Annotated in this window: 1 protein-coding gene (running past one end of the window); it reads right to left on the bottom strand. The window is 70.4% G+C overall.

Features of this window, described 5'->3' with window-relative positions; translation table 11 throughout:
• Window positions 1-22,259, bottom strand: partial view of a non-ribosomal peptide synthase/polyketide synthase gene (locus OV427_RS45200; protein WP_267862442.1) — the 5' portion only. 16,702 nt of this gene lie to the left of the window's left edge; only the first 22,259 of its 38,961 coding nucleotides appear in the window; the start codon lies at window positions 22,257-22,259; its stop codon lies off the left edge, out of view.

Genomic DNA, 22,259 nt, shown 5'->3' with positions numbered 1-22,259 from the left:
AAGAGCTCACGCAGCGGCAGGTCGATGCCGAAGGCGCTGCGAATCCGCGAGATGGCCTGCGTGGCCAGCAACGAGTGTCCACCCAGCTCGAAGAAGCTCCCGTGGACGCCCACCTGCGTGAGCCCGAGCACCTCGGCGAAGAGGCCCGCCAGCACCTTCTCCGTCTCTGTGCGAGGCGCGGTGAACGACTCGGGCTCCGCCGCGACGAAGTCCGGTGCCGGCAGCGCCGCCCGGTCCACCTTGCCGTTGGGCGTCAGCGGCAGCGCGTCCAGCACCACGAACGCCTGCGGCACCATGTAGTCGGGCAGCGTCCCGCCCAGGAAGTCACGGAGCGCCTCGGCCACCAGCGTCTGGCCCGCCACGGGCACGGCGTACGCAACGAGCCGCTTGCCTCCCGCTTGTCCGTCACGCGCCAGGACGACGGCCTCGCGCACCGCGGGGTGCCGCTCCAATGCGGCTTCCACCTCGCCGAGCTCCACGCGGTAGCCGCGAATCTTGAGCTGATGGTCCACACGGCCGAGGAACTCGACCCGTCCATCCGCGAGCAGGCGGGCCCTGTCTCCCGTGCGGTACATCCGCGCACCCTGAGCGCCCGAATACGGGTCCGGGATGAAGCGCTCCGCCGTCAGGTCGGGACGGCCCAGGTAGCCACGGCCCACGACGAGGCCGCCGATGCACAGTTCACCGGGAACGCCCACGGGCACGGGAACGAGCTGCGCATCCAGCACGTAGGTGCGCGCGTTGGGAATGGGCCGGCCGAGCGGCACGGACACGGACACGCGCCCCTCCGCCCCGCGTGGCACCTTGAGCGTGAGCACGCCCACCGTCGTCTCGGTAGGGCCGTAGTGGTTGAACACCTCCAGCCCGGGGGCCAGCGCGTGGACCCGGTCGATGAGCGACCAGTCCGACACGTCTCCGCCCAGCACCAGCCGCTGGCGAGGAAGCACCCGCTCCGGGTTCCCGGAGGCCAGGAGCGCCTGGAGGTGTGGGGGGACGATCTTCAGGCAGTCCACCGCCTCGCGCTCGAAGAGCGCGGCCAATGCCGCCGGGTCCGAGGCCTGCTCGCGAGACACCAGGTGCAGCGCGCCGCCATGGCAGAGCGCGGGGAAGACCGCGGTGTTGCCGAGGTCCGCCGCCAGCGTGGACACGGAGGCGAAGCTCGCCGAGGCAGGCAGCTCCAGCCTGCGCGAGACGCCCTCCACGTAGTTGACGAGCTGCCGGTGCTCGATGGCCACGCCCTTCGGACGGCCGGTGGAGCCGGAGGTGAAGATGACGTAGGCGAGGTTCTCCGGTGCCGTCACGGGCACCGGGTCCGCGGCGCTGCGCCCGGCCAGCAGGCGGGCGTCCGCGTCGAGACGGATGACCGCTCCGGCGCTCCATCCGAGACGTTCCGCCAGCGTCGACTGCGTGACGAGTGCCCGTGCGCCCGCGTCCGCGAGGACACCGCGCAGGCGCTCGAGGGGGAAGGCCGGGTCCAGGGGCACGTAGGCGCCACCCGCCTTGAGGATGCCCCACAGGCCCACCAGGGCGCTCGCGGAGCGGTCCAGGTAAAGGCCCACCGGCACGTCGGGGCCCACGCCCAGCTCGCGCAGGTGATGCGCCACCTGGTTCGCGCGCTGGTTCAGCTCCCGGTACGTCAGGCGCGAGTCCTCGGCGACGACGGCCTCGGCATCCGGAGTCCGCGCCGCCTGGGCCTCGAAGAGGGCCTGCACGGTGACGGGCGCAAAGGGGGTGTGGGTGTCGTTCCACTCCACGAGGAGCCGCTGCCGCTCCGCGCCGACCATCAGCGGCAGATCCGCCAGCCGCGTATCCGGAGCGCGGACGGCCGCCTCCAGCAGCACGCGCAGGTGCCCCACGAGCCGGTCCACGGTGTCCTGATGGAAGAGGTCGCGGTTGTACGCGACGGCGACGGAGAGCCCCTGTGGCTGCTCGGTCAGCTCCAGCGTCAGGTCGAACTTGGACGTGCGGGCGTCCGTGTCCATGCCCGCCAGCGTCAGCCCCGACAACCGTAGCTCCGTCGTCGGCGTGTTCTGCAGGATGAACATCACCTGGAACAGCGGGCTCCGGTTCAGGTGCCGCTCGGGCTTGAGCTCCTCCACCAGCTTCTCGAACGGCACGTCCTGGTGGGCGTAGGCCCCCAGCGTCACCTCGCGCGCCTGCGCCACGAGCTGCCGGAAGGTGGGGTTGCCGCCGAGCCTCGCCCGCAGCACCAGGGTGTTGATGAAGAAGCCGATGAGGCCCTCCGTCTCCGCCCGGGTGCGGTTGGCGATGGGCGAGCCCACGCACACGTCGTCCTGCCCCGAGTGGCGGGACAGCACCGTCTGGAAGGCCGCGAGGAACACCATGAAGGGCGTGGCGCCTTCGCCGTGCGCCAGCGCCTTCGCGGACTCCCACAGCTCGCGCGGCCACTGGAAGCCGCGGCCCTCGCCGACGAACGTCTGCACGGCGGGACGGGGCTTGTCCGTGGGCAGCTCCAGCACCGCGGGGGCGCCCTGGAGCTGGTGCTTCCAGTACGCGAGCTGGGCGCCGAGCACCGCATCCTTCAACCACTCGCGCTGCCATACCGCGTAGTCCGCGTACTGGAGCGGCAGCTCCGGCAGCGGCGAGGGCAGGCCCCGTGAGCACGATTCGTACAGGGCTCCTGCCTCGCGCACGAGGATGTCCATCGACCAGCCGTCGGACACGATGTGGTGCATCACCAGCACCAGCACGTGCTCCTGCTCTGACAGCTTCAGCAGCAACGCCCTCAGCAGCGGGCCCTGTTCCAGGTTGAACGGGCGCTGGGCCTCCTCGGCGAAGATGCGCGCTGCTTCCGATGCCCGCTCGGCCTCGGGTGCACCGGTGAGGTCCTCGGTTCCCAGGCGCACGTGCGCCTCGGGCGAGATGACCTGCACGGGTGAGCCGCCCTGCTCCTGGAAGGTCGTGCGCAGCGACTCGTGACGGCGGACCAGCGCTTCGAGGGACTGCTCCAGGGCTTCGACGTGCAACGTCCCGGTCAGCTTCACCGCGGCGGGGATGTTGTAGGAGTTGCCCCCGGGTTCGAGCTGATCCAGGAACCACAGCCGCTGCTGTGCAAAGGACAACGGCAGGCGGCCGGTGCGCGGAACGCGCTTGAGTGGCGGCGACTGGAGGCCCGGCCCGGTGGACAGCTCGGTGCCAAGGCGCGCGGCCAGCTTCTCCACCGTGGAGGCTTCAAAGACGTCGCGCAGGGGCAGCTCGACCTGGAAGGCCTCGCGCACCCGGGAGACGAGCTGCGTGGCCAGCAGCGAGTGGCCGCCCAGCTCGAAGAAGTCCCCGTGCAGGCCGACCTGATCGAGGTTGAGCACCTCCACGAAGATGGCCGCCAGCTTCTGCTCGGTCTCCGTGCGTGGGGCGACGAACGTTTCCTGCATCGGGGCGTCTGGCGTAGGCAGGGCCTTGCGGTCCACCTTGCCGTTCGGCGTCAGCGGCAGCCAGTCCAGCACCACGTACGCCGACGGCACCATGTACTCCGGCAGTCGCTGCTTCAGGTGCGTGCGCAGGATGGCCGCGTCGATGGCGGCACCCTCCTTCGCCGTCACGTACGCCACCAGGCGCTTGCCCTCGGTGCCGTCCTCCCTCGCGATGACGACGGCCTCGCTGACGCCCGAGTGCTGCGCCAGCGCCGTCTCCACCTCGCCCAATTCGATGCGGAAGCCACGCACCTTCACCTGCGTGTCTCGCCGGCCCAGGAACTCCAGCGTCCCGTCCACGCGCCAGCGCACCACGTCGCCCGTGCGGTACAGGCGAGCCCCATGTCCAAACGGACTGGGCACGAAGCGCTCCGCCGTCAGCTCCGGCCGGCCCACGTACCCTACCGCCAGTCCTTCTCCTCCCACGTACAGCTCGCCCGGCACGCCCGTCGGCACGGGCTGCATCGCCTCGTCCAGCACGTACACCTGCGTGTTGGTGATGGGACGGCCAATGGGCACCGAAGCGCCCAATTCCTCCGAGCCCTCCATCCGGTGGCACGCGGAGAACGTCGTGTTCTCCGTCGGGCCGTACCCGTTGATGAGCACGTTTCCAGAGGCCAGCCGCTCACGGACGCGACCCACCGGGAGCACGTCACCACCGGCCAGCAGTTGCTTCACTCCTGCCAGGGCCTCTGGCTGCCTCGCCTGCATCTGCTCGAAGAGCGCCGCCGTCAGCCACAGTGACGTGATGCCCGCTTCTCCCAGCGTGCGTCCCAGCTCCTCCAGCGAAGGCGCGCCCGCCGGGTACACCACCAGCTTCGCTCCGTGCAGCAGCGCTCCCCACACCTCCAGCGTCGACGCATCGAAGGAAATGGGTGCCAGCTGCAGCCACACTTCCTCCGGTCCGAAGTGCGCGAAGTCCGTTCCCAGTACCAGCCGCGACACCGCCCGGTGCGGCACTCCCACGCCCTTTGGTCGGCCCGTGCTTCCCGACGTGAACATCACGTACGCCAGGTTCTCACCGCCCACTCGCACCGGCAGGTTGCCTTCCGGCTGGCGAGCGATGGCGTCCCAATCTGAATCGACGCACACCAGCAGCTCGCTGCCTTCGGCAATCTCGTCGGCCAGCTTTTCCTGGGCGACGAGGACTGCAACACCCGCCTCACGCTTCATCCAGGACAGGCGCTCCAGTGGATAGCTGGCATCCAGCGGCACGTACACACCACCGGCCTTCAGGATGCCCAGCACGCTCACCACCAGCTCCAGCGAGCGCTCCACGCACAGACCCACCCGCACCTCGGGCCCCACTCCCATTGCCCTCAAGTGGTGCGCGAGCTGGTTGGCCCGGCGGTTCAGCTCCACGTACGTCAGCCGCTGGCCCGCATACTCCACTGCCACCGCGTCAGGCGTCCGCTGCACCTGTGCTTCGAACAGCTCCGCCAGCGAGGCCTCTCGCGGGTACTCCACGGCCTTCCCGCTCCACCCTCCCAGCTGCCGGCGTTCCGCCTCGTCCATCAGCGGCAGGTCCATCAGCCGCTGCTCGGGCCTCGCCACCGCTGACTCCAGCAGCACCCCCAGGTGACGCAGCAGGCGCTCCATCGTCGCCGCGTCGAAGAGGTCGCTGTTGTAGTTCACCCCCGCCGCCACTCCCTGGGGCACCTCCTGCACCACCAACGACAGGTCGAACTTCGACGTCTTGTCTTCCGACTCCACTCCCGACAGCTTCAGCCCCTGACGCAGCTTCACTTCCGTCGTCGGCGTGTTCTGCAGCGTCAGCGTCACCTGGAACAGCGGACTGCGGCTCAAATCCCGCTCCGGCTGCAGCTCCTCCACCAGCTTCTCGAACGGCACCTCCTGGTGCGCGTACGCCCCCAGCGTTGTCTCCCGCACCTGTCCCAGCAGTTGCAGGAAGCTCTGGTCAGATGACAGCTTCGAGCGCAGCACGAGCATGTTGGCGAAGAAGCCAATCAGCCCTTCCGTCGCCCCTTGCGTGCGCCCCGCGATGGGCGCTCCCACGCTCACGTCCTCCTGCCCCGAGTAGCGCGACAGCACCGTCTGGAACGCCGCCAGCAACACCATGAAGGGCGTTGCTCCCTCGCGCTGCGCCAGCGTCTTCGCACCGTCCCACAGACGCTTCGGCCACTGGACCTCGACGTGCCCGCCTCGGAAGGTCTGCACCGCCGGACGCGGACGGTCCGTCGGCAACTCCAGGGCCCGGGTGGCCCCTTTGAGCTGCTGATTCCAGTACCCGAGCTTTGCCTCCAGCACCTGTCCCTGGAGCCACTCGCGCTGCCACACCGCGTAGTCCGCGTATTGCACCGCCAGATCCGGCAGCGGGGACGAGCGGCCTTCCGAGAACGCCTCGTAGAGCGCGGCGATCTCGCGCACGAGGACGTTCATCGACCAGCCGTCCGAGACGATGTGGTGCATCACCAGCACCAACACGTGCTCGTGCTCCGACATCTTCAGCAGGGTCATCCGCAACAGCGGCCCGTGCTCCAGGTCGAACGGCCGTTGCGACTCGTGCTCCACGAGCCGCATGGCTTCTGGCTCGCGGCCTTCCACGGGTACCGCGCCCAGGTCCTTCACCTCGAAGGCGAGCAGCGGCTCCGAGGCGATGAGCTGGACGGGCCTTCCATCCCGGGCGCCGAACGTCGTGCGCAGGGACTCGTGCCGACGGACCAATTCCTCGAAGCTCCGCTGGAGCACGCTCACGTCCAGCGTGCCCTCCGCACGCACCACGGTTGGCACGTTGTAGAAGGCGCTTCCCGGCTCCAATCGGTCCAGGAACCACAGTCGCTGCTGAGCGAACGACAGCGGCGGGGCCGCATTGCGCTCCACGCGCGGTCTCAGGAGAGGAACAACCAGCGCGGAGCCTGCACGTACCGCACGCTCCGTCCGTTCGACGAGTGCCGCCACGGTGGGCGCCTCGAAGAGCGCACGCAGCGGGAGCTCGATGCCGAAGGCACCGCGAATCCGCGAGATGATCTGCGTGGCCAGCAGGGAGTGCCCGCCCAGCTCGAAGAAGTTGTCCTTCGTGCCGACACGCTCGACTCCGAGGACCTGGGCGAAGAGCCCTGCGAGCAGCTCCTCCGCGGGAGTGCGCGGCGCTTCGTATCCGGCACCTTCCGGACTGAAGGCAGCCCTTGGATCAGGAAGGGCCTTGCGGTCCACCTTGCCGTTCGGCGTCAGCGGCAGCGCGTCCAGCACCACGTACGCCGACGGCACCATGTACTCCGGCAGCCGCTGCTGCACGTGCGCACGAAGAACGCTGGCCTCCAGCTCCGCGCCCTCCTTCGCCGTCACATACGCCACCAGGCGCTTGCCCTCGGTGCCGTCCTCCCTCGCGATGACGACGGCCTCGCTGACGCCCGAGTGCTGCGCCAGCGCCGTCTCCACTTCCCCCAGCTCGATGCGGAAGCCACGCACCTTCACCTGCGTGTCGCGCCGGCCCAGGAACTCCAGCGCCCCATCCGCGCGCCAGCGCACCACGTCGCCCGTGCGGTACAGGCGAGCCCCATGTCCAAACGGACTGGGCACGAAGCGCTCCGCCGTCAGCTCCGGCCGGCCCACGTACCCTACCGCCAGTCCTTCTCCTCCCACGTACAGCTCGCCCGGCACGCCCGTCGGCACGGGCTGCATCGCCTCGTCCAGCACGTACGCCTGCGTGTTGGTGATGGGACGGCCAATGGGCACCGAAGCGCCCAACTCCTCCGAGCCCTCCATCCGGTGGCACGCGGAGAACGTCGTGTTCTCCGTCGGGCCGTACCCGTTGATGAGGACTCCGCCAGCTGCGAGCCGCTCCTTCACCCGGCCCACGGGCAGCACGTCACCACCGGCCAGCAGTTGCTTCACTCCCGCCAGGGCCTCTGGCTGCCTCGCCTGCATCTGCTCGAAGAGCGCCGCCGTCAGCCACAGCGACGTGATGCCGGACGCACTCAATGCCCGGCCCAGCTCCTCCAGCGAAGGCGCGCCCGCCGGGTACACCACCAGCTTCGCCCCGTGCAGCAGCGCTCCCCACACCTCCAGCGTCGACGCGTCGAACGAGATGGGTGCCAGTTGCAGCCACACCTCCTCCGGCCCGAAGCGCGCGAAGTCCGTCCCCAGCACCAGCCGCGACACTGCCCGGTGCGGCACCCCCACGCCCTTCGGTCGGCCCGTGCTTCCCGACGTGAACATCACGTACGCCAGGTTCTCTCCGCCCACTCGCACCGGCAGGTTGCCCTCCGGCTGGCGAGCAATGACGGGCCACTCCGTATCCACGCACACCGTTGGCTCGTCGTCGGCCTGACGGACGGAAGGCAGCAGCTTCTGCTGGGTCACCAGCAGCGCCACAGCAGACTCCCGCTTCATCCACGCCAGACGCTCCGACGGATAGCTGGCGTCCAGCGGCACGTACACACCACCAGCCTTCAGGATGCCCAGCACGCTCACCACCAGCTCCAGCGAGCGCTCCACGCACAGGCCCACCCGTACCTCGGGCCCCACTCTCATTGCCCTCAGGTGGTGCGCCAGTTGATTGGCTCGCCGGTTCAGCTCGCTGTACGTCAGCCGCTGCCCCTCGTACTCCACCGCCACCGCAACGGGCGTCTTCAGCACCTGAGCTTCGAACAGCTCCGCGAGGGACTCCTCCCGCGGGTATTCAGTGGCCTTGCCGCTCCACCTGCCTACGAGTCGCTGGCGTTCCTTCTCATCCATCAGCGGCAGGTCCATCAGCCGCTGCTCCGGACGTGCGACCGCCGACTCCAGCAGCACCCGCAGGTGCCCGAGCAGTCGCTCCATCGTCTCCGGCTCGAACAGGTCGCTGTTGAACTCGAGTCCGCCGGAGAGGCCCTTCTCCGTCTCGCCCATGTCCAACGTGAGGTCGAACTTCGACGTCTTGCCCGACGACGACCTGGCCCCCTCCAGCTTCAGCCCCTGCAGGCTCACCGCCGTGCCCGGCGCGTTCTGCAGCACGAACATCACCTGGAAGAGCGCGCCCCGGCTCATGTCCCGCTCGGGCTGGAGCTCCTCCACCAGTCTCTCGAACGGCACCTCCTGGTGCGCGTACGCGCCCAGCGTCGTCTCCCGCACCTGCCTCACCAGCTCGCGGAAGCTCTGCCTCGGCTCCAGCTTCGCCCTCAGCACCAGCGTGTTGACGAAGAAGCCAATCAGCCCCTCCGTCTCCGCTCGCGTCCGGTTGGCGATGGCCGTGCCCACGCTCACGTCGTCCTGACCCGCGTACCTCCCCAGCACCGTCTGGAAGGCCGCCAGCAGCACCATGAAGGGCGTGGCTCCTTCCCGTTGGGCCAGCGCCTTCACCGACTCCCACAGCTCCCTGGGCCACTCGAACGACTGCAGGTCGCCCCGGAAGCTCTGCACTGCTGGACGCGGCTTGTCCGTCGGCAGCTCCAGTGCCCGCGGGGCTCCCTGCAACTGCTTGCGCCAGTAGCCGAGCTGCGCTTCCAGCACCTCGCCCTTCAGCCAATCGCGCTGCCACACCGCGTAGTCCGCGTACTGCACCTCCAACGAAGGAAGCGCTGGCTCCCGGCCCCGTGCGTACGCGTCGTAGAGCGCCACCACCTCGCGCACGAGGATGCCCATCGACCAGCCGTCCGAGACGATGTGGTGCATCACCAGCACCAGCAGATGCTCCTGCTCCGACAGCTTCAGCAGCGTCGTCCTCAGCAGCGGACCTGTTTCCAGGTTGAACGGACGCTCGATTTCCTCTTCCACCCAGCGCTCGGCCGCGGTGCCGCGGTCCGTTTCCGGCAACCGGCTCAGGTCCTCCCGCGCGATGGCGGGAGCCGGCTCCATCGAGATGACCTGCACGGGAGTACCGGCTTCCGCGCGGAAGGTGGTTCGCAGTGATTCGTGCCGGCGCACCAGCTCGCGGAAGCTCTTCTCCAGGGCCTGGAGGTCCAGGGTCCCCGTCAGCCTCACCACCGACGGCACGTTGTAGAACGCGCTGCCCGGCTCCAGTTGATCCAGGAACCAGAGCCGCTGTTGCGCGAACGACAGCGGTAGCGCCTCGCTTCGCGCCTCACGCCTCAGGTGCGGTGCGCGGACGCCCTTCGTCTCCTGAGTGCCCTCGTCCAGTCGCCCGGCGAGCTTCTCCACCGTGGAGGCTTCGAAGACGTCGCGCAGGGGCAGTTCGACCTTGAAGGCCTCTCGCACCCGGGAGACGAGCTGCGTGGCGAGCAGTGAGTGGCCGCCCAGCTCGAAGAAGTCCCCGTGCAGGCCGACCCGCTCGACGTTCAGCACCTCCGCGAAGATGGCCGCCAGCTTCTTCTCGGCCTCCGTCCGCGGAGCTTCGAACGTCTCCGGGTTGGAGTCCTGGATGTCCGGTGCGGGCAGGGCCTTGCGGTCCACCTTGCCGTTCGGCGTCAGCGGCAGCGCGTCCAGCACCACGTACGCCGACGGCACCATGTACTCCGGCAGCCGCTGCTTCAGGTGGGTACGCAGTCTGGCGGGCTCCAGCTGCATGCCCTCCTTCGCCGTCACATACGCCACCAGGCGCTTGCCCTCGGTGCCGTCCTCCCTCGCGATGACGACGGCCTCGTTGACGTCCGAGTGCTGCCCCAGCGCCGCCTCCACCTCGCCCAATTCGATGCGGAAGCCACGCACCTTCACCTGCATGTCGCGCCGGCCCAGGAACTCCAACGTCCCGTCCACGCGCCAGCGCACCACGTCGCCCGTGCGGTACAGCCGTGCGCCGTCTCCGAAGGGACTGGGCACGAAGCGCTCCGCCGTCAGCTCCGGCCGGCCCACGTACCCTACCGCCAGGCCTTCCCCTCCCACGTACAGCTCGCCCGGCACGCCCAGCGGTACCAGCTGCATCGCCTCGTCCAGCACGTACGCCGACGTGTTGGTGATGGGACGGCCGATGGGCACCGAAGCACCCAGCTCCTCCGGGCCCTCCATCCGGTGGCACGCGGAGAACGTCGTGTTCTCCGTCGGGCCGTACCCGTTGATGAGCACGTGCCCGGAGGCCAGCCGTTCCTTCACCCGGCCCACGGGCAGCACGTCACCGCCGGCCAGCACCTGCTTCACCCGGGCCAGCGCCTCCGGCTGCCGCACCTGCATCTGCTCGAAGAGCGCCGCCGTCAGCCACAGCGACGTGATGCCGGACTCGCCCAGTTTGCGGCCCAGTTCCTCCAACGAAGGCGCGCCCGCCGGATACACCACCAGCTTCGCTCCGTGCAGCAGCGCTCCCCACACCTCCAGCGTCGACGCGTCGAAGGAGATGGGCGCCAACTGCAGCCACACCTCCTCCGGCCCGAAGCGCGCGAAGTCCGTCCCCACCACCAGCCGCGATACCGCACGGTGCGGCACGCCCACGCCCCTCGGTCGGCCCGTGCTTCCCGACGTGAACATGACGTACGCCAGGTTCTCTCCGCCCACTCGCACCGGCAGGTTGTCCTCCGGCTGGCTCAGGAGGGCTTCCCACTGCGAGTCCACGCAGAAAACGGGCTCGCTGCCTTCGGCGACCTCATCCGCCAGCTTCTCCTGCGCCACGAGGAGCGCGACTCCGGCCTCGCGCTTCATCCAGGAAAGGCGCTCCATCGGGTAGCTGGCGTCCAACGGCACGTACACACCACCGGCCTTCAGGATGCCCAGCACACTCACCACCAGCTCCAGCGAGCGCTCCACGCACAGGCCCACTCGCACCTCGGGCCCCACGCCCATTCCCCTCAGGTGGTGCGCAAGCTGGTTGGCCCAGCGATTCAGCCCCGCGTACGTCAGGCGCTGGCCTTCGTACTCCACCGCCACCGCGTCCGGCGTCCTCAGCACCTGTGCTTCGAACAGCTCGTGCAGCCCGGCCTCTCGTGGGAACCCGGCGGCCCTGCCACTCCACTCCTCCACCCGCCGCCGCTCTTCCCTGCCCATCAGCGGCAGGTCCACCAGCCGTTGCTCGGGGCTCGCCACCGCCGACTCCAGCAGCACCCGCAGGTGCCCCAGCAGTCGCTCCATCGTCGCGGCTTCGAACAGGTCGCTGTTGTAGTTGACCGCCACCGCCAGCCCTTGCGGTGCCTCTTCGACCAGGAGCGACAGGTCGAACTTCGACGTCTTCTCCTGCGTGTCCAGGCCCTGGAGCGTCAGCTCTCGCAGCCGGAACTCCTTCGTCGGCGTGTTCTGCAGCGTCAGAGTCACCTGGCACAGCGGGCTGCGGCTCAGGTCACGCCCGGGCTGCAGCTCCTCCACCAGCTTCTCGAAGGGCACGTCCTGGTGGGCATAGGCCCCCAGCGTCACTTCACGCACCTGCGCGAGCACCTGCCGGAAGGTGGGGTTGCCACCGAGCTTCGTCCGAAGCACCAGCGTGTTGACGAAGAAGCCGATGAGTCGCTCGGTCTCCTCACGTGTGCGGCCCGCGATGGGCGCGCCCACGCTCACGTCCTCCTGTCCCGAGTAGCGTGACAGCACCGTCTGGAAGGCCGCCAGCAACACCATGAAGGGCGTGGCGCCTTCCTTCTGCGCCAGCGACTTCACCGCTCCCCAGAGTGTCTCGGGCCACAGCGTGCCCTTCATCGCCCCCCGGAACGTCTGCATCGCCGGACGCGGCTTGTCCGTGGGCAGCTCCAGCGCCCGAGGCGCCCCTTCGAGCTGCGTCCGCCAGTACGCAAGCTGCGCGTCCAGCACTTCTCCACGCAGCCAGTTCTGTTGCCACAGGGCGTAGTCCCCGTACTGGAGAGGCAGCTCCGGCAATGCCGGGCGCTGCTCGTGGGCGAGCGCCTCGTAGACCTCCGCGACCTCGCGCACGAGGATGTTCATGGACCACTCGTCCGAGACGATGTGGTGCATCACCAGCACCAGCACGTGCGTCCGCGCGTCCAGGCGCAGGAGCGTCGCCCTCAGCAGGGGCCCCCTGGCCAGGTCGAAGGGACGCTGCGCCTCCTCTTCAATCCACCGCGAGGTCTCCGCATCGCGGGCCGCCTCCGGCAGCGCCTCCAGGTCCACCGCCAGGAAGGCCACCGTCGGCTCCGGCGAGATGACCTGCACCGGGGTGCCGTCCTGCACGCGGAACGTCGTGCGCAGCACCTCGTGCCGGCGCACCAGCTCCCCGAAGCTCCACTCCAGCGCGCGGGCGTCCAGCGGTCCGGACAGCCGGACCACGGAGGGCACGTTGTAGAACGCGCTCCCCGGCTGCAACTGGTCGAGGAACCACAGTCGCTGCTGCGAGAACGACAGAGGCAGCTCGCGCGTGCGGGGAAGGGCCTTCAGCCGGGGCAACGGGGAGTGCTGCCCCTGCCGCTGCGCCTGGTCCACACGGCGGGCCAGCTCGGCCACCGTGGGCGCCTCGAACAGCTCGCGCAGGGCCAGCTCCACCCGGAACGTCGACCGCACCCGCGAGACGAGCTGCGTCGCCAGCAGCGAGTGGCCACCCAGCTCGAAGAAGCCGTCGTGGACGCCAACCCGCTCGACACCCAGCACCCGGCTGAAGAAGCCGGCCAGCAATTCCTCCGTCGGAGTGCGCGGCGCGACGTACTGGCGCTCAGAGATCTCCGCATCGGGCGAAGGCAGCGCCTTCCGGTCCACCTTCCCGTTCGGAAGCAGCGGGAGGGACTCCAGCACCACGCAGGCCGACGGCACCATCGCGGGCGGCAGGCGCCCGGCGAGCCAGGTCCGCAGGTCCACCGTCACCGGGACTCCACCGGCGGAGGATGCCGCGCTCCGAAGCACCGCGTACGCCACCAGCCTCATGCCACCGGAGGCCTCCTCCCGAGCAATGACGATGGCCTCACGCACCTCGGGGTGCTGCGCCAGCACGGCCTCTACCTCGGCCGGCTCGATGCGGACGCCTCGCACCTTCACCTGGGCGTCCACGCGGCCCAGGAACTCCAGGGAGCCGCCCACGTGCCAGCGCACGCGGTCTCCCGTGCGGTACAGCCGGGCGCCGGGTGCTGCACCGAAGGCGTCCGGCACGAAGCGCTCGGCCGTCAGCTCCGGCCTGCCCACGTAGCCGCGCGCCAGGCCGTCGCCCCCGATGAACAGCTCACCGGGCACGCCCTCCGGGACGGGTTGCCAGCCGGCGTCCAGCACGTACGCCTGCGTGTTGGCGATGGGCCGGCCGATGGGCGCGGTGGGGCCCTCTCCCAGCGCGCCCCCGAGCCACGCCGTCGCGTCGACGGTGGTCTCGGTGGGGCCATAGGCATTGATGAGCCGGGTGGACGGCAGCCGCTCGTTCACCCGACGGGCGAGGTCCACGGGCAGCCCCTCGCCTCCGGAGACCAGCACGCGCAGGGCCGCGGCGCGCTCCAGGTGCTCCTCGTCCAGCAGGACCCGGAGCTGCGACGGCACGAGCTGGAGCACCGTCACCCGCAGGCGCTCCAGCGCCTCCAACAGGACGCCCGAGTCGCTGTTCGCTTCGGCGGGCGCGAGCACCACCTGCGCGCCGGCCACCAGCGTCGCCAGCACCTCCGGCACGGAGGCGTCGAAGCCCAGCAAGGCCTTCTGCAACACCCGGTCCTCCGCACCCAGCTTCAGTGCGGAGATGAACCACGCCGTGTGCCGCGCCAGCGCGCGGTGGGACACGAGCACGCCCTTGGGCCGGCCCGTGGAACCCGAGGTGAAGAGGACGTAGGCGGCATGGTCCGCCAGGACGACCGGCGCCGGTGCGCCAGCGGCCGTGGCTTCCGACGCAGGCGCATCCTCATCGAGGAGCACCACCGGCGCGGCGCTCGGAGGCAGCGCGTCGCGCAGGGCCCGCTGGGTGAGCAGCACCGCCGGGCGCGCATCCTCCAGCATGAGCGCGAGGCGCTCACGCGGAGAATCCGGATCCAGCGGCACCCAGGCGCCACCGGCGTCGAGGATGGCGAGGAGTCCCACCACCACCTCGGGCGAGCGCAGGGCGCACAGGCCCACGCGGACCTCGGGCCCCACGCCGAGCCGCCGCAGCCGCACGGACAGGGCCCGCACCTGCTCCATCAGTCCGGCATACGTGAGCTGCCCGCCGTCCCAGCGAAGGGCCACGGCCTCGGGCATTCGCGCCGCGCGCGCCGCGAGCTGCACGTGGACCGGTGTGTCGCGCGGGTAGTCCGCCGCGGTGTCGTTCCACTCCACCAGGAGCCGGTGCCGCTCTCCGGACGACAGCAGCGGCAGGTCGGCCAGGCGCTGCTCCGGTGCGGCGACGGCCGCCTCCAGCAGCGTGAGCCAGTGCGACGCCATGCGCTCGATGGTGGCCGCGTCGAACAGGTCGGCGTTGTACTCGAACAGGCCGGAGATGCCGTCCGGCAGATCCTCCAGGGCCAGGGTGAGGAAGAACTTCGCCGCGCCGAGCTCCGCCTCCAGCACGGTCAGCGTGAGTCCCCGCAACCGCTTCTGTGGGATGGGCGTGTTCTGCAGGGAGAACATCACCTGGAACAGCGGCGAGTGGCTCAGGCTGCGCGTGGGCTGCAGGTCCTCCACCAGTCGCTCGAAGGGAACGTCCTGGTGGGCATAGGCGCCCAGGGAGACATCCCGGACCTGCCCCAGCAGGGCCCGGAAGGACAGCGCTCCGGACGGGCGCGCCCGCAGCGCCAGCGTGTTGACGAAGAAGCCGATGAGCCCCTCCGTCTCCGCGCGGTTGCGGCCCGCCACCGGTGTGCCGACGACGAGGTCCTCCTGGCCCGAGTAGCGCGCCAGCAGGGTCTGGAAGGCGGCCAGCAGCACCATGAAGGGTGTGGCCCCTTCCCGCTGGGACAGCGCCCTCACCGCCTGGGAGAGGGGCCCGGGAAGGCGGACGGGAACGTTGGCGCCGCGGAAGGTCTGCACCGCGGGCAGGGGCCTGTCGGTGGGGAGCGCGAGCACCTGGGGCGCTCCGTCGAGCTGCCGCCGCCACCAGTCGAGCTGCCGCTGGAGCGCGCCGCTCTCCAGCCAGGAGCGCTGCCACGCGGCGAAGTCGGCGTACTGCACCTCGAGCTCGGGCAGCGGCGAGGGCCGTCCTTCGCGGAAGGCCTCGTAGAGCGCGGTGAACTCACGGATGACGACGCCCAGGGACCACCCGTCCGAGACGATGTGGTGCATGTTCGCCAGCAGGACGTGCTCCTGCTCGGAGCGCTTCAGCAGACGGGCCCGCAGCAACGGACCGCTGGAGAGGTCGAACGGGCGCAGCGCCTCCTCCCGGACCAGCCGGTGGACCTCGGCCTCGCTCCGTTCCGGAGGCAGCGAGGAAAGGTCGATGACCGCGAACGGGAGCACGGCTTGCTGGGAGACGACCTGCACGGGCGAGCCGCCCTCGGTGCGGAACGTCGTACGCAGCACCTCGTGCCGGCGCACCAGCTCGCGGAGGCTGCGCTCCAGGGCGTCCACCTCCAGCGAGCCCACGAGCCGTATCGCCATGGGGATGTTGTAGAAGGGGCTGCCCGGCTCCAGCTGGTCGAGGAACCACAGTCGCTGCTGCGCGAAGGACAGGGGCAGTGCGCCCGTACGCGCGACCCGCCTCAGTGGGGGCGCCTGGGGCTCCACGGCTCCGCCCCGCGTCTCCTCCATGCGACGCGCCAGCTTCTCCACCGTGGGGGCTTCGAAGACGTCGCGCAGCGGCAGCTCCACCCGGAACGCCTCGCGCACGCGTGAGACGAGCTGCGTCGCCAGCAGCGAGTGGCCGCCCAGCTCGAAGAAGTCCCCATACAGGCCGACCCGCTCGACGTTCAGCACCTCCGCGAAGATGGCCGCCAGCGTCTGCTCGGCCTCCGTGCGCGGGGCCTCGAACATCTCCTGCTTCGGAGCATGGGCGTCCGGAGTCGGCAGGGCCTTGCGGTCCACCTTGCCGTTCGGCGTCAGCGGCAGCGTGTCCAGCACCACGTACGCCGACGGCACCATGTACTCCGGCAGCCGCTGCTTCAGGTGCGTGCGCAGGACGCTGGCCTCCAGCTCCACGCCCTCTTTCGCCGTCACATACGCCACCAGGCGTTTGCCCTCGGAGCCGTCCTCCCTCGCGATGACGACGGCCTCGCTGACGCCCGAGTGCTGTGCCAGCGCCGTCTCCACTTCACCCAGCTCGATGCGGAAGCCACGCACCTTCACCTGCGTGTCTCGCCGGCCCAGGAACTCCAACGTCCCGTCCACACGCCAGCGCACCACGTCGCCCGTGCGGTACAGCCGTGCGCCGTCTCCGAAGGGGCTGGGCACGAAGCGCTCCGCCGTCAGCTCCGGCCGACCCACGTACCCCACCGCCAGGCCTTCTCCTCCCACGTACAGCTCGCCCGGCACGCCCGTCGGCACGGGCTTCATCGCCGGGTCCAGCACGTACGCCCGCGTATTGGTGATGGGACGGCCGATGGGCACCGAGGCACCCAGCTCTTCCGCACCCTCCATCCAGTGGCACGCGGAGAACGTCGTGTTCTCCGTCGGGCCGTACCCGTTGATGAGCACGTTCCCGGAGGCCAGCCGCTCGCGGACACGCCCCACCGGAAGCACATCTCCGCCGGCCAGCAACTGCTTCACCTTGGCCAGGGCTTCCGGCTGCCTCGCCTGCATCTGCTCGAAGAGCGCCGCCGTCAGCCACAGTGACGTGATGCCGGACGCACTCAATGCCCGGCCCAGCTCCTCCAACGAGGGCGTGCCTGCCGGGTACACCACCAGCTTCGCTCCGTGCAGCAGCGCTCCCCACACCTCCAGCGTCGACGCGTCGAACGAGATGGGTGCCAGTTGCAGCCACACCTCCTTCGGCCCGAAGCGCGCGAAGTCCGTCCCCAGCACCAGCCGCGACACCGCTCGGTGCGGCACCCCCACGCCCTTCGGTCGGCCGGTGCTTCCCGACGTGAACATCACGTACGCCAGGTTCTCTCCGCCCACTCGCACCGGCAGGTTGCCCTCCGGCTGACGCAAGAGGGCCTCCCACTGGGAGTCCACGCAGAAAACGGGCTCGCTGCCCTCGGCGATTTCGTCCGCCAGCTTCTCCTGCGCCACGAGGAGCGCGACTCCGGCCTCGCGCTTCATCCAGGACAGGCGCTCCAGCGGGTAGCTCGCATCCAGCGGCACGTACACGCCGCCCGCCTTCAGGATGCCCAGCACGCTCACCACCAGCTCCAGCGAGCGCTCCACGCACAGGCCCACCCGTACCTCGGGCCCGACGCCCATTCCCTTCAGGTGGTGCGCCAGTTGGTTGGCCCAGCGGTTCAGCTCCGCATACGTCAGGTGCTGCCCCTCGTACTCCACCGCCACCGCATGGGGCGTCTTCAGCACCTGCGCTTCGAACAGCTCCGGCAGCGACTTCTCACGGGGGTACTCCACCGTGCGGCCGCTCCACTCGCCCGCCACCCGCCGCTGCTCCTCGGCGTCCATCAGCGGCAGTTCCCACAGTCGCTGCTCCGGCCGGGCCACGGCCGACTCCAGCAGCACCCGCAGGTGCCCGAGCATCCGCTCCATCGTTCCGACGTCGAACAGGTCGTTGTTGTAGTTGACCAGCGCCACGACGCCGGCCTCGACCTCTTCCACCACCAGCGACAGGTCGAACTTCGACGTCTTCTCCTCTGCCTCCATCCCCTTGAGCGTGAGGCCCTGGAGCCGGACCTCGGACGCCGGGGTGTTCTGCAGCGTCAGCGTCACCTGGAAGAGCGGACTGCGGCTCAAGTCCCGCCCGGGCTGCAGCTCCTCCACGAGCTTCTCGAAGGACACGTCCTGGTGCGCGTACGCGCCCAGCGTCACCTCGCGCACCTGGGCGAGGAGCTCGCGGAAGCTCTGGCCGGCCGACAACCGGGAACGCAGGACCAGCGTGTTGACGAAGAAGCCGATCAGCCCCTCCGTCTCCGAGTGCGAACGGCCCGCGATGGGCGCGCCCACGCTCACGTCCTCCTGACCGGAGTAGCGCGACAGCACCGTCTGGAACGCCGCCAGCAGCACCATGAACGGCGTCGCACCCTCGCGCCGGCCGAGCGATTCCACGTCGCGCCACAGTGCTTTCGGCCACAGCACATGACGGTTCGCGCCCCGGAACGTCTGCGTCGCCGGGCGCGGCCGGTCGGTGGGCAACTCCAGCGCATGCGAGGCCCCGGCGAGCTGCTTGCGCCAGTACGCGAGCTGCGCCTCCAGCACCTCCCCCTTGAGCCACTCGCGCTGCCAGACCGCGTAGTCCGGGTACTGCACCGACAGCTCCGGCAGGGGCGACGGCTGGCCGTGGGAGAGGGCCTCGTAGAGCGCCGCCACCTCGCGCACCAGCACGCCCATGGACCAGTAGTCCGACACGATGTGGTGCATCACCAGCACCAGTACGTGCTCCTGCCCGGTCAGCTTCAGCAGCGTCGTCCGCAGCAGCGGGCCGCGCTCGACGTCGAACGGGCGGCGCACCTCTTCCTCGGCCCGCGCCTTGGCCGCGGCCTCGCGCGCGTCCTCCGGCAGCGTGCCCAGGTCCACGACCTCCAGCGGCACCCGGCCCTCGGGGGCGATGACCTGCACGGGCGAGCCGGCCTCGGCGCGGAACGTCGTGCGCAGGGACTCGTGCCGGCGCACCAGCTCCGCGAAGCTCCGCTCCAGCGCGCCCACGTCCAGGGCGCCCGTCATCCGCACGGGGGCCCACAGGTTGTAGGACGTGTTCGCCGGGTCCAACTGCGAGAGGAACCACAGGCGCTGCTGCGCGAAGGACAGCGGCGCGACGCCGTCCCGAGCCGTCCGCTTCAGCGGCGGCGCCGGAACGCCCGCGATGGCCACCGCTCGCGCCACGCGCTCGGCCAGGGCCGCCACCGTGGGCGACTCGAAGACGTCACGCAGCGGCAACTCCACGCGGAAGGCCTCGCGCACGCGCGCGACGAGCTGCATCGCCAGCAGCGAATGACCGCCGACCTCGAAGAAGTTGTCGTGCAGGCCCACCGACTCCAGGCGCAGCACCTCCGCCCAGAAGCCCGCCAGCATCTGCTCCACCGGCGTGCGAGGCGCCACGTACTGCTCGCGCCTGGATTCCCTCACCGCCTCCGGCGCGGGCAGCGCCTTGCGGTCCACCTTGCCGTTCGGGAGCAGCGGCAGCCGCTCCAGCACCACCACCGCCTGCGGCACCAGGAAGCGCGGGAGCCGTTGCTCCAGGCCGGCTCGGACCTCGCTTCCCTCCAGCGCCCTGCCCTCTTCGGGCACCACGTACGCCACCAGTCGCCTGTCGCCGGCGAGGTCCTCACGCACCGCGACCAGGGCCTCGCGCACGCCCGGCTGTCCGCGCAGCGCCGCCTCCACCTCGCCCGGCTCGATGCGGTGACCGCGAATCTTGACCTGCGCGTCCCCACGCCCGAGGTACTCCAGCGTCCCGTCCCGCCTCCAGCGCGCCTTGTCGCCCGTGCGGTACAGCCGCGCGCCGCTCCCGAAGGGGTCGGGCACGAAGCGCTCCGCCGTCAGCTCCGTGCGGCCGAGGTAGCCACGCGCCAGGCCCTCGCCGCCGATGAACAGCTCGCCCACGACGCCTGGAGGCACCGGCTCCAGCTCACCGTCCAGGGCGTACACCCGCACGTTCGTCAGTGGCCTGCCAATGGCGACTTCCCGCCCGGACTCCTCCGGCCCGGACTGCCGCGCCAGGTCCACCGACGTGGCCACCGCCGTCACCTCCGTGAGGCCGTAGGTGTTGAACAGCGGCACCGCGCCACCCACACGACGGCGCCACTGCGCCACGCGCTCGGGCACGGCGCGCTCGCCGCCGATGACCACCCACTTGAGGCCCGCGGGGAGCCGAGCCCTGCCCGCGTCCAGGCTGGCCGTGACTTCGTGCCAGAAAGCCGTGGGCAGGTTGAGCTGCGTCACGCCCGACGCTTCCACCTTCGCGAGGAAGGCATCCGGGACGTCGAGCATCTCCGGCGTGCGCAGCACCAGCGTGCCGCCGCGCGTGAGGCACGGATAGATTTCCTCCGCGCTGGTGTCCCAGCTGATGGAGGCGAACTGGAGCACGCGGTCTCCCGGCTCCACCGGGAAGGCCCGCCACGCCGCGCGGGTGAAGTTCACCAGCGAGCGGTGCTGCACCACCACGCCCTTCGGTTGCCCCGTCGAGCCCGACGTGTAGAGCACGTACGCCGCGGCCTCGGGAGGGACCGAGACTCCCGTGACGGGCCCGTCGCTCACGACCGCCAGCGCATCCACGTCCACCCAGACGCGTCCCGGCGCGTCGCCCAGCTTCTCGCGGAAGGTGCCGCGCGCCACCACCACGCGCGCGCCACTGTCCTCCAGCATGAAGGCCAGTCGCTCCGCCGGGTACTCCGGATCCAACGGCACGTAGGCGCCGCCCGCCTTCAGCACACCGAGCAGCGACGCCATCAGCTCCACCGAGCGCTCCACGCACACGGCGACCCGCGTCTCCAGGCCCACGCCCAACCGCCGGAGCTCACGCGCCAGCGCGTTCGCTCGCGCCTCCAGCTCGCGGTACGTGACGGACGTGCTGCCCGCCATGATGGCCGGAGCGTCCGGCGTCCTCGCGACCTGCGCCTCGAACAGCGCGTGAAGGTTCGTGTCGCGGGGCAGGTCCTCGTGCGCCCCGTTCCAGTCCACCAGCAGCCGGCGCCGCTCCTCCGCCTTCAACAGCGGCAGCGCTTCCACCGCGCGATCCGGCGACTCCACGGCCGCGTCGAGCAACACCTCCAGGTGGCCCAGCAGCCCTTCGATGGTGGCCGCGTCGTACAGGTCGGCGTTGTAGGTGGCCGCGAGCGCGATGCCCTCGGGCCCTCGCGCCATCATCAGCGTGAGGTCCAGCTCCGTGCTCGCCACGTCCGCATCGAGCACCCGAACGCGAAGCCCTGGGACTTCGCGCACCTGGGGAAGCGCATCGAGCTGCCCGAAGAGCACCTGGAACATCGGGGCCCGCGTCAGGTCGCGTTCCACGTTCAGGGCCTTCAGCAGCGGCTCGAACGGGACGTGCGGGTGCGCGAAGGCCTCCACCGTGCCCGCGCGGGCACGGCGTACCAGCTCACGGAAGCCCGGACGGCCGGAGAGGTCCCCGCGCAGCACCAGCGGCTCGAAGAAGAGGCCAATCAGCCCCTCTGTTTCCCTCCGGTCGCGGTTGGCGTAGGGCGCGCCGATGAGCAGGTCCTTCTGCCCGCTGTACCGGGACAGCAGCGCCTGCAACCCCGCCAGCACCGCCATGAAGAGCGTCGCGCCCTCACCTCGCGCGAAGCCCTCCAGTCGCTCCGCGAGGCGCGCGGGCAACATCGCCTTGCGCTGTTCCGCGCGTCCCGTCGCCGTGCGGCGGGGGCGGTCGGTGGGCAGCTCCAGCTCGTGCGGCGCGCCCTCCAGGCGCTTGCGCCAGAACTCGACGTGCGCGTCCAGCGACTCGCCGCGCAGCTTCCCTCGCTGCCACGCCGCGTAGTCCGCGTACTGGAGCGTCAGCTCCGGCAGTGGGGACGGCCGCTCCGCCACGAAGGAGCCGTAGAGCGCCACCACCTCGTGGGTGAGCACGCCCATGGACCAGCCGTCGGAGATGATGTGGTGCAGCACCACCAGCAGCACGTGCCGCTCCGGCGTCATCCGCAGGAGCACCACGCGCGCGAGCGGTCCCTTCGCCAGGTCGAACGGCACCTCCATCTCGCGCTGGATGCGCCGACGCACCGCGGCCTCGCTCCCGTCCTCGGGGGCGTCCTCCACTGTGAAGGGGATGCGGACCTGCGCCTCCACGAGCTGCACCGGCGTCCCGGAGACCTCGCCGAAGCGCGTGCGGAGCGACTCGTGTCGCCGCGCCACCTCCTGGAAGCTCTTCTCCAGGGACGGCGCGTCCAGGCGGCCGGACAGCTCCACCACCATGGGGAGGTTGTAGGCCGGGAGCCCTGGCGAGAGCTGCTCCAGGAACCACATGCGCTGCTGGGAGAACGTCAGCGGCAGGGCCGGGCGCGGCTTCTTCTCCAGCCGCTTCGCGAGGAGGGCGAGCTTCTCCTCGCGCGTGAGCGTGGGCTTCTTCTCCGTCTCGTTACCCAT

This window comes from Pyxidicoccus sp. MSG2, assembly GCF_026626705.1.
In the GTDB taxonomy this organism is placed as follows: domain Bacteria; phylum Myxococcota; class Myxococcia; order Myxococcales; family Myxococcaceae; genus Myxococcus.
This window is presented reverse-complemented; position numbering and strand designations above follow the sequence as displayed.